Raw genomic sequence first — 13685 nt, 5'->3', positions numbered from 1 at the left:
CCGGCCTAGCGGGTCGCCTTCTTGAGCTTCTTGCGCGTCTTCTTCACGTTCGGGTCGTTCCAGAACGAGCTGACCGCCCCGACGATCTGCTCGTAGCGCTCGCGGCCGGCCCGCGAGCCGAGCACGTAAGCCGTGGCGATCGCGATCAGAACGAGAAAAGTCTTGAAGCGCATCCGGTCCTCCTGAGTCCGTCTGGGCCGACAGTAGACCGGAGGCCGCCGTCGCACCACCCCGCGCCGCGCGGTGCACGGAACCGGGTCAGGGCGTGCGTCGACGGAGCGCCCGCGTCACCGCGTACAGCGGACCCTGCAGGAAGAGCAGCAGCAGCCACCAGATGCCGATCTGCGGGAACACCACCGCCAGCACCAGAGCCGCCGCCATCAGGATGTCGACGAACCAGCCCCGCGACTCGTTCATGGCCGGGCGGGCGTCTTCACGAACGAGCTCGGGAGAGTGCCGGAGGATCTCAGCGATCGCCTGCATCGTGAGCGAGGCCACGAGCATGTTGCCGATGTACACCGCGTAGACGACGCCGTCGTGCTGGTCGCTGCCGGAGAGGAGGTTGGTGGTGAACGGCATGACCACGATGGCGGCCAGCCACAGGAAGTTCAGCCAGATGATCCCGGTGGTGTAGTCCGTGACCCATTCGAAGATGCGGTGGTGGTTGATCCAGAACCGGGCGATCACGACGAAGGAGATGGCGAAGGAGATCACGTCCCAGTAGTGGTCGTGGTACCACGGCCCGACTCCCTCTTTCGCGGCCTGGCCCGCCTCATCCACCAGCGGCAGGATGAGCAGGGTGATCGCGATCGCGACGGTCGCGTCCGAGAAGTTGACGAGCCGGTCCAGCCCGCGCTCGGTCCTCACCACTGTCATGCGCTCATTCTGGCGCGTCGCCGAGCAGTCCGAGCTCCAGGGCACGCCGCACGGCCGAGGTCCGGTCGGAGGCGCCGAGCTTCTCGTAGGCGCGGCTGAGATAGGTCTTGACCGTCGCCTCGCCGATGAACAGCTCCGCGCCGATCGCGGCGTTGGTGCGGCCGTCGGCGGCGAGCCGCAGCACCTTGACCTCCTGGGGAGACAGCGCGGGAGGGGGCGGCGCGCCGCCGCCGCGCAGCCTGCCGAGCAGGGCGGTGGCGGCCGAGGTCGCGAGCACGGTCTCCCCCGCCGCCGCCGCGCGCACGGAACGGGCCAGCTCGGCCGGGGCGATGTCCTTGAGCAGATAGCCGCTGGCCCCGGCCTCGATCGCGCGCAGGATGTCCTGGTCTGTCTCGTACGTCGTCAGCACGACGACACGGGTGGCGGGGTGCGCGGCCGCGATCGCCCGGGTGGCCGCGACGCCGTCGCCGCCGGGCATCCGCAGGTCCATGAGCACGAGGTCGGGCCTGAGGGTCGCGACGAGGGCGACGGCCTCCGGACCGCTGGCGGCCTGCCCTACCACGTCGATGTCGTCGTAGCCGGTCAGCATGCCGCGGATGCCCTCCCGCACGACGGGGTGATCGTCGGCCAGGACGATGCGGATCATGCGGGCTCCTCGGTGGATGCGGACGCCGACGCGGCGCCGATGGCCGGCGCGGGCAGCTCGACCGTGATTCCCGTGCCGGCGCCGGGGGACGACTCCACGCTGAAGGCGCCTCCCGCCTCGCGCACACGGGCGGCCATGCCGTCGAGTCCATACCCGTCGCGCGGGGAATGGCGGTCGAAGCCGCGGCCGTCGTCGGTCACGCGGAGGCGAAGGGCGTCGGGCAGGTAGGCGAGCTCGACATCGACCGTGCGGGCGGCAGCGTGCTTGCGGACGTTGGACAGCGACTCCTGCAGCACGCGCAGGGCGACGACGTCGACCGCGGGCGGGGCCGGCCGGGCGTCACCGTCGACCACGAAGCCCGCGCCGACCCCGGTCTCCTCCGCGAAGCGGGCGACAACGCGCTCGAGCGCTTCCGGCAGGGCGGAGCCGCTGAGCCGGCCCGGCGTCATCGCGGCGATGATGCGCCGTGACTCCTGGAGGTTCTCCTGCGCGGTCTCGGTCATCAGCTCCACGTGGCGGCGCGCGGCGGCGGGATCCGCATCGAGCTCCCCCTGCACGGCGTGCCCGAGCGTCACGATGCTGGTGAAGCCCTGCGCGAGGGTGTCGTGCATCTCGCGCGCGATCCGCTCCCGCTCGCTCGCGGCGCCCTGCTGCTCGGAGAGCTCGGCGATCTCCTTCTGCTGCTGGCGGAGGCGGTCGATCAGCCTCCCCCGCTCGGCGCTCTGCTTGCTCACGGCGGCGATGCGGTGGCCGAAGAAGATCGAGAAGGCGATGACGAGCAGGGTCATCGCGCCGGCGTCGACGATGGAGTCTCCGGGGAGGTCGCCGATCGCCCAGCGGACGACGACGCCTCCCGCGTTCACCACCGTGATCGCGATCGACGCCGGAACCATCGAGAGCAGCAGGAAGAACTGGGGCGACAGCACGAAGAGGGCGACGTTGGCCCAGTCGTTCATCGAGAGGGCGAAGAGGTAGCCGGCCGCGGCGAGCAGGCAGTAGCCGACGTCCCACGGGCCGTCGTCGCCGTCGCGGCGGAGCCGGACGACCAGCCAGAACAGCGGGAACAGGATGAGGACGATCGCGGCGGACGCGACCGACCTGGCGAACCCGGTGTACGGGTTCGCCAGGATGATCACGACGGTGGCGACGGTCGCGGCCGCCGAGTAGGCGATCCAGGCGCGGAGCTCGAAGAACTGCCCGTCACGTGGTTGCTGCTGCACGGTCAGACTGTAGCCGCTCGCTCCGCCTCGGCCGCGGAGGCCTCGGCGACCGACGTGCGGCCCGCCGGGTAGAGCACGCCGATCACGGCGACGACGAGCATCGCCCCGGCCATCCCCCAGAAGGCCCACTGCACCGCGCCCGCGTAGTCGGAGGCGACGGCGTGCATGATCTGATCGCGCACCGCGGTCGGCACCTTCGCGAGGGAGGCGCCGTCGCCGGAGGCCCCGCTGATGCGGTCCACCGCGCTCTGCGCGTCCGCCGCCGTTCCGCCGATCTTCTCGAAGGAGGCGGTGAGCAGGTCGGTGAGGCGCGAGGTGACGATCGTCGTGAAGACGGCCAGGCCCAGCGCGCCGCCGAAGTTCTTCATCGTCTGGGAGATCGCGGTGACCTCGCCGTAGCTCGCGCCGATCGCCCGGTTGACCGCATCCGTCGAGACGGCGGAGAACATCAGGCCGATTCCGGCGCCTGCGACGATGATCGGCCAGGTCTGCTGGTTGAAGAACGACGTCGCGTCGAAGTCGAGGTCGGTGGCCTTCAGCGCGAGCCAGCCGAACCCGATGGCTCCGACCAGGCCGCCGACGAGCACCACCCCGCGGGCGCCGTACTTGTCGAACCGCACCGAGCCGATGCGGCTCGCGACGACGAAACCGATGAAGAACTTGAGGAAGAGGAGGCCCGTCAGCCCGGCGGAGAGGCCCAGCGACACCTGCCCGTAGACGCTGAGGAAGAAGAACGTCGCGATGAAGGCGACCGACGAGAAGAGCGTGGCGAGGGTGGAGAGGGTGAAACCGCGGTCGCGGAACGCGGCCAGCTGCACCAGCGGCTGGGCTGTGCGGCGCTGGAGGAGCACGAACACCACCAGCAGGGCGGCGCCGGCGATCAGCGAACCGATGACGGCCGCGTTCGCCCAGCCCCAGGGGCTCGCCTGCTGCAAGCCGAAGACGATCAGCCCCATCCCGGCGGCGACGACGACCGCGCCGAGCCTGTCGATGCGTTCGTGCCGAGGGGCCGATGGACGCGCGGCGATCGCGACGATGACGAAGGCGGCGACCGCGATCGGCACATTGACCCAGAAGATCGCGCGCCACGTCCACTGCGTGAGGTAGCCGCCTGCGATCGGGCCGAGCGCGGTCATCGCCCCGGTGATCGCGAAGAAGATCGCCATGGCGCGACCGCGGCTCTCGCGCGCGAAACCCTCCACGACGATGCCGATCGCGGCCGGGAACATGATCGCGCCGCTGACGCCCTGCAGGGCGCGGGCGGCGACCAGCCACGACTCGGCGAAGTCGCCGGCCGGGGCCAGACCGCAGAGCAGCGACGTGACGCCGAAGCCGGCGATGCCGACAAGGGCCATCCGCTTGTGACCGACGACGTCGGCGACGCGGCCGCCGAGGAGGAAGAACGCGGCGGTGGTGAGCAGGTAGACATTGACCGCCCACTGCATCCCGTCGTGGCTGAGCCCGAGGTTCTGCTGGATGGTGGGCGCGGAGAGGGCGACGATCGTCTGATCGATCGTCGTCATGGAGACGGCGAGGATGAGCCCGGCGAGGGCCAGACGGGACGAGGAGGTTGACATGCTCCCAGCCTCCCGGGCGGCGGCCCGGCGCGGCACCGGCTGACGGTGGTCACCCGTGTCCGCCGATCGGTGGACACGGCATCGCTCGCCGCGCGCCCACGACCCAGGAGACGACCGCGGTCCCGCGGGACATCGGCGGTGCGGCGCACGACCGCGGACGTCCCGAAGCGCAGCGGTCGCCGGCTCAGACCGCTGCGAGCGCGCCGATCAGCTCGTCGATGGTGACGACGGCGGCCTGCTGCGCCGGGTAGACCTTCTCGGTGAGGACCCGGTGGACCTCGGGGTCGCGGTCGAACGTGCCGTCGGAGAGGACGACGATGCGGTAGTCCTTGTCGACGCCGTCCCGCGCGGTGGAGAGCACGACCCCGCTCGTGGAGATGCCGGCGAGCACGAGCGTGTCGACGCCGCGGGCCTGGAGCTGCTCGTGCAGGTCCGTGGTGCTGAAGGCGCCGTAACGGGACTTGCGCACGACGATCTCCCCGTCGGCGGGGGCGATGCGCGGATCCACCGAGACGGCGGGGTGGTCGGGGCCGATCTCGCGCACGCGCTCGGCGGCGGCGGCGAAACGGGAGTGGGCGGGGACGCGTGCGGCGTCCTCCTCCGAGAGGGCCACGCGCACGTAGCCGATGGTGGCTCCGGCCGCGCGGGCGGCCTCCCGGGCGCGCCCGAGTTCGGCGAGGAAGGTGTCGGCGTCGGGGTGGGAGGCGAGGATGGTGGGCTGCAGATCCATGAGGAGCAGCGCGGTACGGGAGGGGTCCAGCGACAAATCGTTCACATGCATAAACTACCTCGCCGCCGGTGGATTGCCGGGAAGGCTTGCATCCCCTCGCTGCCTACTGTATACAGAATACAGACCACCACAGCAGAGACTCTCAAGGAACGAGGTACTCATGTCTCGCGTCGACTCAACGGTGAGAAGGGCGCTGGCCATCACGGCGGCCGCCGCACTGGCCCTCAGCATGGCCGCGTGCTCCGGATCGGGCGGAGGCGGCACCAAAACCGTCGTCTGGTCCACCTGGGGCACCCCCGAGGAACTGACCAGGTACAAGGAATTCGACACCCAGTTCATGAAGGAGCACCCCGACATCAAGGTCGTGCTCCAGCCGGTCGCCGACTACGGCGACTACCACACGAAGCTCCTCGCGCAGCTGGCCTCCGGCACCGCCCCCGACGTGTTCTACATCGGCGACGACAAGATCGGCCAGTTCGTCAACTCCAAGGCGCTCATGCCGCTGACGTCGCTCATGAACTCGTCGGCCAGCAAGACCAAGCCGGAGGACTTCGCGCAGGGCCTGTTCGGCGCGACGAAGAAGGGCGACGAGATCTACGCCGCCCCCAACGACTCCAACCCCGACGCCCTCTGGTACGACAAGGAGGCGCTGAAGAAGGCCGGCATCACCGAGGACCCGGCGACGCTCGCCGCCGAGGGCAAATGGACGACCGAGGCGTTCCTCGACATGAACGCCAAGCTCCACGACGCGGGCCTCACCGGCTCGATGTTCTGGAACTACTGGTCCACCCACTACAGCTGGATCTCGTCCCAGGGCGGCAAGGCGTTCGACGACTCCGGGAAGTTCGTCGCCAACACCGACCCGACCAGCGTGAAGGCGATGGACGTGCTGGCCAAGAACTTCCAGGACGGCACGTTCGTCGTCGCCGACACCCTCCCGGAGGGCGCGGGCGCGGACAGCGTGTTCGTCACCCACAAGGCCGGCTTCTTCATCCAGGGCCGCTACACGATCGGCACGGTGAAGGCCGCGGGCGACCCCGAGAACTACGACGTCGCCCCGTGGCCGACCCCGAGCGGCAAGGCCGCGCCCACCGGCGTCGCGGTCAGCTACCTCGCCATCAACGCGAAGACCAAGAACAAGGATGCGGCGTTCGAGTTCTGGACGAACTTCCTCTCGGCCCAGGGGCAGACGTTCCGCCTCAAGGGCGGCGGCAACGCCGTCCCGTCGATCAGCGGCGCCGACTCGGTGGTGCTGGACGGCTACCCCGCGCACGCGCAGACCCTGCTCGACATGCGCGACATCGGCTTCGAGGACTACGCCACCGAGGCCTCCGTCCCCGGCCTCTCGAGCGACATCAGCGACAAGATGCTCGCGCTCTACCAGGGCAAGGCCTCCACGAAGGAGACGCTCGACGAGGTCGCGAAGATGATCGCCGACAAGACCGGCGGCAAGTGAGGCATCGAGCGTGAGCGCAGTCAGGGAAGCACTGGTCGCCCCCGAGGCCGAGACCCCTCCCGCGACGCCGGGCGGGCTCCGCAAGGAGTCCGCCTGGCGGCGTCGCGACCGCCGCTGGGGCTACGTCTTCGTCGGCCCGCAGCTGTTCGGCATGGCCCTGTTCGTCGTCGTGCCGTTCATCGCGAGCCTCGTGCTGGCGTTCGCCCAGTGGGACGGCCTGAACGACCTCAGCTGGGTCGGCTTCGACAACTTCCGCACCGAGCTGAGCGACCCGCTCTTCGGACGGTCGATCGTCAACACGCTCCTCATCGCCCTCATCACGGTGCCGATCGGGCTCGGTCTCGCCGTCGTGCTGGCGGTCGCGCTGGAGAAGCTGAAGACGCGCACGCTCTACCTCATCCTGTTCTTCGCGCCCGTCGTCACGTCGTCGGTCGCGGTGGCGATGATCTGGCAGCAGCTGTTCCGCAAGGACGGCGTGCTGAGCGGGTTCATCGCGAACGTGTTCCACACCGCCCCGCCGGACTGGCTGGGCGACCCCCACCTCGCGCTCATCGCCGTCTGCATCGTGACCATCTGGTCGTCGGTCGGCCTGAACGTGATCATCTTCCTGGCGGGACTGCAGAACATCTCGCCGGCCGTGATCGAGGCGGCCCGGCTCGACGGCGCGGGCGCGATCACCCTGTTCTTCCGCGTGCGGCTGCCGCTCCTGTCACCGATCATCTTCTTCTCGACCGTCATCGCGTTCATCAGCTCGCTGCAGACGTTCGACACCGTGTTCATCCTCACCGCGAACGCGGGACCCGACAACGCGACCCGCACGATCGTCTACCACATCTACGACCTGGGCTTCGGCAAGTTCCAGTTCGGCCCGGCCAGCGCCGCGTCGATCATCCTGCTGATCATCACGCTGGTGATCACGGGCATCCAGTTCGCCGCCCAGAAGAAGTTCGTCCACTACGAGGATGGTGCCGCATGACCACGGCCACGGCCCCGACCGAGTCCCCCGCCCGCATCCCCGACGCGCACCCGGGCCGCGCGGCCTCCCGCACCCGCAAGGCGCTGCTGCACGTCGTCCTGCTGCTCGGCGGCCTCGCGATGGTGTTCCCCTTCCTCTGGATGCTCATCACCTCGTTCAAGTCGCTCCCGCAGCTGCTGAACGACCCGCTGAGCGTCTGGCCGCAGCCGTTCACGCTGCAGAACTACGTCGACGCCTGGAACGACGTGCCGTTCGGGCAGGCGTACTGGAACACGATCTACATCGCCGTGCTCGTCGTCGTCGGCACCCTCGTCACCGCCGCCATGGCCGGGTACGCGTTCGCGCGCATCCCGTTCCGCGGCAGCAAGGTGCTCTTCGTGCTGTTCCTGGCGACGCAGATGATCCCGATGCAGGTCACGCTCATCCCCTTCTACTTTCTGATGGCGAAGCTGGGGTGGGTGGACTCGCACCTCGCGCTGATCGTGCCGGCCGCGCTGGCGAACCCGTTCGCAGTGTTCCTCATGCGCCAGTTCGTGCTGTCCCTGCCGCGCGAGCTGGAGGAGGCGGCGCTCGTCGACGGCGCGGGCCGCTGGCGGATCTTCTGGAGTATCATCCTGCCGAACCTGAAGCCCGGCCTCGGCGCGCTCGCGATCATCGTGGCGCTGAGCACCTGGAACAACTTCCTGCTGCCGCTCGTGCTGCTCAACTCGCAGGACCTGTTCACGGTTCCGCTGCTGCTGCAGAGCTTCCGCGGCCAGTACGGATCGGTCAACTACGGGCTGATCATGGCCGCCTCGGCCATCGCGACCATCCCCATGCTGATCGCGTTCGTGATCGGCCAGCGCCGCATCCTGAACTCGATGGCGGCGTCGGGGCTGGGCGGCCGATGAGCCGCGCCGCCGCGACCGCTGCGCGCGTCTCCCCGTTCCTCGACCTCGAGTCGGCGCCGTTCACCTTGCCGGGCTCGCGCATCCTGGTGCAGCGGGCCGGCGACGGGGTGACGGTGCGGCTGGCCGAGTACGAGCGTCGCCTCGACGAGTGCGTGCTCGTGCGCACCCTGCGCGTTCTCGGGCCGTCCGGCCGCGCGGCCGCGGTGACCGCCGTGCACCCCGACCGCGTCGAGTTCGGGGAGGCCGGAGTCACGTTGACCTTCGACGGCCCCGACGCCCTCAGTCTCGGCGGCGACGGCACGGTCGCCTGGTCGGCCGAGCTCGACCTCCCGTTCGCCCCGGCCGTGCGGACGTCCTCCGCGGTGCGCATCGCCGTGGTTCCGGCCTCCACCGAGCTCCGACCGGGCGCGCGATTCGTGGCACAGGTCTCGGAGCATCCCGACGCCGAGGGACATGCGCGGGCGCTCGATGAGACGGCGCGGGTGTGGAATGCGTGGTTCGCGCGCACACCCGTCGTGCGCGACGACCTCGCCGACATGACCGCCTTCTGCTGGTGGGTGCTCGGCGCCAACATCGTGTCGCTGCCCGGCCGCGGCGCGCGCGCCGTGGTGCCGTCGAAGATCGGGTACGTCGGCCTGTGGCAGTGGGACGCCTACTTCATCGCCTCCGGCCTCCGCCACGGCGACCCCGAGCTCGCCCGCGAGCAGCTGGAGCTCGCCTTCGCCTTCCCCACCGCCGAGGGACAGCTGCCGGACGTCGTCCACGACGAGGGCGTGCTCGCCTCCAGCGACGACCTCCCGCCCGGCGACCGCGACAACCTGCGCCGCGCCGGCTCCGCCATCGCCGACCCGTCCGCGCCCATCCCCCTGACCAAGCCGCCGCTCGCCGCCTGGGCACTGCGCCGCCTGGAGGCCTTCGTCGACGACCCGGCCTGGTTCGACGCCGCCTGGGCGACCGTCGCGCGCAGCCAGGACTGGTGGTTCGCGCACTCCGACCTCGACGGCGACGGGATGCCCGAGTACTGCCACCCCTATTCCTCCGGTCTCGACGACAGCCCCGTCTTCGACGCCGAGCTGCCCGTGGCCTCCCCCGACCTCGCGGCCTACCTGATCCTGCAGGACGACCTGCTGGCGACGCGCGCGCGGTCCGTCGGCGACGCCGCGGGTGCCTCCCGGCATGCCGTCCGCTCGGCGCGCACCCTGGAGCTGCTGGAGGGCATGTGGGACGAGTCGGCCGGGTTCTTCCGCTCGGCGGGCGCCGGGACGCCGGTCGAGGCGGAGGCGGTCGTCTCCCTGCTGCCCCTGCTCACGGGCCGACTTCCGGGCCGGTACGTCACGGGCATCCTCGCCGCCCTCGACGACCCCGACCGCTTCGCGACGACCTGGAGCGTGCCGACCGTTGCGCGCCGCGACCCGTCATATTCCGACGAGCGCATGTGGCGCGGCCCGGTATGGCTCAACGTCAACGCGCTGCTGGCCGAGGGGCTCGCCGTGTCGGGGCAGGCCGAGCGTGCGCGGGAGCTGATCGAGCAGACGCTGCGGCTCGTGATCCACGGCGGCGGGCCGCACGAGTACTTCAACCCGGCGACGGGACAGAAGGCGCGCACGGCCACGACCGCGTTCGGGTGGTCGGCGGCGCTGTTCGTGGATCTGGCGGTGCAGGTGTCGCGGTAGAGCTCCGGCTGTGGCAGTCTCGGAACCTGACCACGATGGTCGGTCACAGACAGGGGGACTCGATGGGCGTCGCATTCCCGGAAGGCACGGTCTCGGTCACGACCGCGGACGGCGACATCGTCATCCTGCGCATCTGCGACCTGTGCGGTGCGGCCGTCGTCGACGCCGCCGATACCGATCTCGCCTTCCACAAACGCTGGCACCGAGCCACCGGGTCGGGCAACTGGGTCGACCCCTCCACGGGGCGCATCCACGGGCCCGGCAACGCGTTCGCTCCGGGCAGTCCGGCGGACTGACGGGGGCCGGCGGCAGCAGCTGCAGCGATCAGCACCGCGAGCGCGACTCGTCGCTGCAGCATGCGACCCCGGTCCACACCTTCACGCCCGCGCCACCACAGCGAACCGCTCCAGCACGGAAACTGCGTCGTCGTCGATGACCGGCCACGGCGCACCGAGGCCGTCGAGGAATTCCGCGCTCGACCAGAAGGCGTCGTGCTGAGCGCGCCATTCTTCGACAGTGAGACATCCTTCGCCCTCGGCGACGGCGTGGGAGAGAGGTACGGAGCCGAGCGGGAGGATGTCCACGCGTGTGATCTCTATCGTCGCGACCACGACGCCCTCCGAGTCGATGACCGCCTGACGGTCTCCGACCTCCGGAAGCGGCTCGCTCTCACGTTCGTACTCGATGAGCAGCGAGGTGGTCGCCGTCTTCTCGCCGGCGAGGATGGCGGCAACCAGGCGGTCCCTCGTGGGGCCGGGGAAGCCGAACTCAGCGATCGGGTACTCGGACAGCCCCTACCCCAACCGCTCCCACTTGATCCCCGCGTCCGCCAGCAGCCGCCGCACGCCGTTCGTCCAGTTCTCCGCGAGAGCCGCCTTGGCCGCGGGCACGTCGCGCTCGACGAGGTGCCGGGCGATGATGGCGTGCTCGGCGGCGGAGCGCTCCACGAGGACCTCCCCGCCGACGAGGAGGGACTCGTAGCGGTGGATGGCACTGCGCACCTGGGTGATCTGCTCCAGGAGCGTGCGGTTCGGGCACGCGCTGAGCATGAGGTTGTGCCACTCGTCGTCCTTGCGGTTGACGACCGCGTGCTGGGCGACGTCGTCGGAGAAGTCAGCGGCGAGGGAGGCGAGACGGGTGCCGAGGGCGGCGAGGTCGTCGAGGGGCGACAGGTCGAGGGCGAGGCATTCGAGGGTGACGATGATCGGGCAGAGCTCTTCGAACTCGCGGGCGCTGAGGGGAACGAAACGGAAGCCCTTGCCGTTCTCGCTCTCGATCTGGCCTTCGCTCTCGAGGGCGATCAGGGCCTCCCGCAGCGGGGTGCGGCTGACGCCGAGCTCGGCGGCGAGCTGCACCTCGTTGATGCTCTCGCCGGGGTGGACGTCCCCCGCGCGCATCCGGGCGATGAGCTCCTCCCGCACCTGGGAACGCAGATTCTTGCGTTCGATCGCCATGTGACCCCTCCCGGCCGGACTCGTGGTCGCCAGCTTAGGGGTTGACCCGCCGCGACGATCGCTTTAGCGTTACTGTATACAGAATACAGTCGACACTGAATCGACACAAGAGACCGCCCCCGACCGACGTCCAAGGAGACCGATGACGATCCCCGCACCCCGGAGCATCCGGCTCGACGCGCTCGCCTACGGAGGCGACTACAACCCGGACCAGTGGCCGGAAGAGGTCTGGGCGGAGGATGCGCGGCTGATGGTGGAGGCGGGGGTCAACCTGGTGACGCTGCCGGTGTTCTCGTGGCCGCTGCTGGAACCGGAGCCGGGAGTGTGGGACTTCGCGGGACTGGACCGCGTGATCGACCTGCTCTGGACGCACGGCATCCGCATCGACCTGGCGACCGCGACGGCGACGCCGCCGGCCTGGCTGGTGCGCGAGCATCCCGAGGTGCTGCCGTGGAACGCGGACGGCGTGCGGCTCGAGTTCGGCTCACGGCAGACGTACTGCCCGAGTTCGCCGGTGTTCCGGGAGGCCGCCCTGCGACTGACGCGAGCCCTCGCGGAGCGCTACGGCGAGCATCCCGCACTCGCGCTCTGGCATGTCTCGAACGAGTACGGCGACCACGTCTCGCGGTGCTGGTGCCCGGAGTCGGCCCGCCACTTCCGCCGCTGGCTGGAAGCGCGCTACGGCGACATCGCGGGCCTCAACGCGGCGTGGGGAACGAGCTGCTGGGGCCAGAACTACCTGAGCTTCGACCAGATCGAGCCCCCGCGCACAGCGACCGGCCCGATCAACCCGGCCGAGCTCGTCGACTTCGAGCGGTTCTCGTCGGACGCACTGCTGGAGCTGTTCCAGGCGGAGGTCGACGTGCTGCGGGAGGTCACGCCCGAGATCGCCGTCACCACGAACTTCATGAGCCTGTTCCGCGAGCTGGACTACTGGCGGTTCGCCGACGCGGAGGACCTCGTCACCGACGACGCGTATCCCGACCCCGCCGATCCCCTCGCCCACGTCGGCGCCGCCCTCAACTACGGCCTCATGCGCAGCCTCAAGGACGGCCGCCCCTGGCTGCTCCTGGAGCAGGCGCCGAGCGCGGTCAGCTGGCGCGACGTGAACGTGCCGAAAGCGCCCGGGCAGATGCGGCTCGGCAGCCTTCAGGCCGTCGCCCACGGCTCCGACGGCGTCATGTTCTTCCAGTGGCGGCAGGCGAAGTTCGGGCCGGAGAAGTTCCACTCCGCGATGCTCGGCCACCGCGGCGAGCGCAGCCGCAGCTTCCAGGAGACGAAGGCGCTCGGCGCGGAGCTGAAGCGGCTGGAGCCGGTGCGCGGCGCGCGCGTCCGCTCCGAGGTCGCGCTCGTCGCCGACTGGGACGCATGGTGGGGACTGACGCAGAGCGAGTCGATGCCGTCGCAGCGCCTCGACTGGCTGACGGAGACGCGGGCCTGGCACGCGGCAGCGTTCGCCCTGGGACAGCCGGTGGACGTCGCCCGCGCGACCGGACCGTTCGGCGAGCACCGCGTGCTGCTCGTCCCGAACCTCTACGCGGCCACGGAGGAGCAGGCGGCGGCGCTGGAGGCGTTCGTCGCGGCGGGCGGCCAGCTGGTCGTCGGCCCGTTCTCGGGCGTCGTCGACCACCGCGAACAGGTCCACCCGGGAGGGGCGCCCGGCCCGCTGCGTGCCCTGCTCGGTGTCGAGGTCGACGAGTGGTGGCCGCTGCCGGACGGCGGGCACCGCACCGTCGAGCTCGGCGGTGTCGTGCACTCCACCCGGGTCTGGGGCGAATGGATCGAGACTGCGGACGGCACGGAGGTGCTCGGCCGCTTCGCCGACGGCGAGCTCGCCGGGCTGGCCGCGGTCACCCGCCGCTCCCACGGTGCCGGTGCCGCCTGGTACCTCGCAGCCGGACTGGACGACGAGGGGATGCGCGCCGTGCTCTCCTCCGTCTTCGCCGCGGCCGGGCTGGCGGCCCGCGAACCGGACAGCGCCCTCGAGATCGTGACCCGCACCGACGGGGAGACCGACTACACCTTCGTGCTCAACCACGGCCGGGAGGCGCGCAACGCGCCGCGCATCCCGGGCGGCACCGACCTGCTCACCGGCGCGGACGCCGGGGCGGGCCTGCCGCTGGACGCGTTCGGCGTCGCCGTGGTGGCGCATCCCGCGAACCGCCCTGCGACCAACTGAGAGGCAAG

The 13685-nt window shown here is 70.5% G+C and carries 14 protein-coding genes; 6 read left to right on the top strand and 8 right to left on the bottom strand.

Annotation, left to right across the window (positions count from 1 at the left end; translation table 11 throughout):
* Positions 1 to 5 precede the first annotated feature (5 nt).
* The 6 genes from LLS1_RS01375 to LLS1_RS01350 all read right to left on the bottom strand — a co-directional run bounded on the left by LLS1_RS01375 (position 6) and on the right by LLS1_RS01350 (position 5094).
* A complete protein-coding gene (locus tag LLS1_RS01375) occupies positions 6 to 173 on the bottom strand; it encodes a hypothetical protein (protein ID WP_223358561.1) in 168 nt (55 codons plus the stop codon).
* Between the two features lie 85 nt (positions 174 to 258).
* Entirely contained in the window at positions 259 to 876 is a 618-nt protein-coding gene (locus tag LLS1_RS01370; RefSeq protein ID WP_226653262.1) for a TMEM175 family protein, read from the bottom strand.
* 4 nt (positions 877 to 880) lie between these two features.
* On the bottom strand, positions 881 to 1522 hold the full coding sequence (locus LLS1_RS01365) for a response regulator transcription factor (protein ID WP_226653261.1): 642 nt from the start codon (positions 1520 to 1522) through the stop codon (positions 881 to 883).
* A complete protein-coding gene (locus tag LLS1_RS01360) occupies positions 1519 to 2742 on the bottom strand; it encodes a sensor histidine kinase (protein WP_226653260.1) in 1224 nt (407 codons plus the stop codon). Before LLS1_RS01360 ends, LLS1_RS01365 begins: the two co-directional genes overlap by 4 nt.
* A gap of 2 nt (positions 2743 to 2744) precedes the next feature.
* The gene (locus LLS1_RS01355; protein WP_226653259.1) at positions 2745 to 4319 is read right to left on the bottom strand and encodes an MFS transporter; all 1575 of its coding nucleotides are present in this window, start codon (positions 4317 to 4319) and stop codon (positions 2745 to 2747) included.
* A gap of 184 nt (positions 4320 to 4503) precedes the next feature.
* Positions 4504 to 5094, bottom strand: coding sequence for a cysteine hydrolase family protein (locus LLS1_RS01350; protein ID WP_226653258.1), 591 nt, complete (start codon positions 5092 to 5094; stop codon positions 4504 to 4506).
* Positions 5095 to 5209: 115 nt separating this feature from the next.
* On the opposite strand from LLS1_RS01350, the gene LLS1_RS01345 reads away from it, so the two are divergent.
* The 5 genes from LLS1_RS01345 (at position 5210) to LLS1_RS01325 (ending at position 10340) form a co-directional block, all read left to right on the top strand.
* The gene (locus LLS1_RS01345; protein WP_226653257.1) at positions 5210 to 6505 is read left to right on the top strand and encodes a sugar ABC transporter substrate-binding protein; all 1296 of its coding nucleotides are present in this window, start codon (positions 5210 to 5212) and stop codon (positions 6503 to 6505) included.
* 10 nt (positions 6506 to 6515) lie between these two features.
* A complete protein-coding gene (locus LLS1_RS01340) occupies positions 6516 to 7481 on the top strand; it encodes a carbohydrate ABC transporter permease (protein WP_223358569.1) in 966 nt (321 codons plus the stop codon).
* Positions 7478 to 8371, top strand: a complete 894-nt coding sequence (locus LLS1_RS01335) for a carbohydrate ABC transporter permease (RefSeq protein WP_223358570.1) — start codon at positions 7478 to 7480, stop codon at positions 8369 to 8371. Before LLS1_RS01340 ends, LLS1_RS01335 begins: the two co-directional genes overlap by 4 nt.
* Positions 8368 to 10044 (top strand): amylo-alpha-1,6-glucosidase, encoded by a 1677-nt coding sequence (locus LLS1_RS01330; protein ID WP_226653256.1) that lies wholly within the window; start codon positions 8368 to 8370, stop codon positions 10042 to 10044. The genes LLS1_RS01335 and LLS1_RS01330 overlap by 4 nt, the downstream gene beginning before the upstream one ends.
* Before the next feature lie 62 nt (positions 10045 to 10106).
* Entirely contained in the window at positions 10107 to 10340 is a 234-nt protein-coding gene (locus tag LLS1_RS01325) for a histidine ammonia-lyase (RefSeq protein WP_226653255.1), read from the top strand.
* 81 nt (positions 10341 to 10421) lie between these two features.
* On the opposite strand, the gene LLS1_RS01320 is transcribed toward LLS1_RS01325, so the two are convergent.
* The gene (locus LLS1_RS01320; RefSeq protein WP_226653591.1) at positions 10422 to 10781 is read right to left on the bottom strand and encodes an ASCH domain-containing protein; all 360 of its coding nucleotides are present in this window, start codon (positions 10779 to 10781) and stop codon (positions 10422 to 10424) included.
* A 57-nt stretch (positions 10782 to 10838) separates the two neighbouring features.
* Positions 10839 to 11498 carry a GntR family transcriptional regulator gene (locus LLS1_RS01315; RefSeq protein ID WP_226653254.1) on the bottom strand — a complete coding sequence of 220 codons (660 nt, stop codon included), beginning with the start codon at positions 11496 to 11498 and terminating at the stop codon, positions 10839 to 10841.
* Between the two features lie 142 nt (positions 11499 to 11640).
* Between LLS1_RS01315 and LLS1_RS01310 the strand changes: the two genes are divergently transcribed.
* Positions 11641 to 13677, top strand: coding sequence for a beta-galactosidase (locus LLS1_RS01310; RefSeq protein ID WP_226653253.1), 2037 nt, complete (start codon positions 11641 to 11643; stop codon positions 13675 to 13677).
* Positions 13678 to 13685: the final 8 nt, after the last annotated feature.

This window comes from Leifsonia sp. LS1 (assembly GCF_020521355.1).
Lineage (GTDB): Bacteria > Actinomycetota > Actinomycetes > Actinomycetales > Microbacteriaceae > Leifsonia.
The sequence above is the reverse complement of the archived record's forward strand: the minus strand, read 5'-3'. Positions and strand labels throughout refer to the sequence as shown.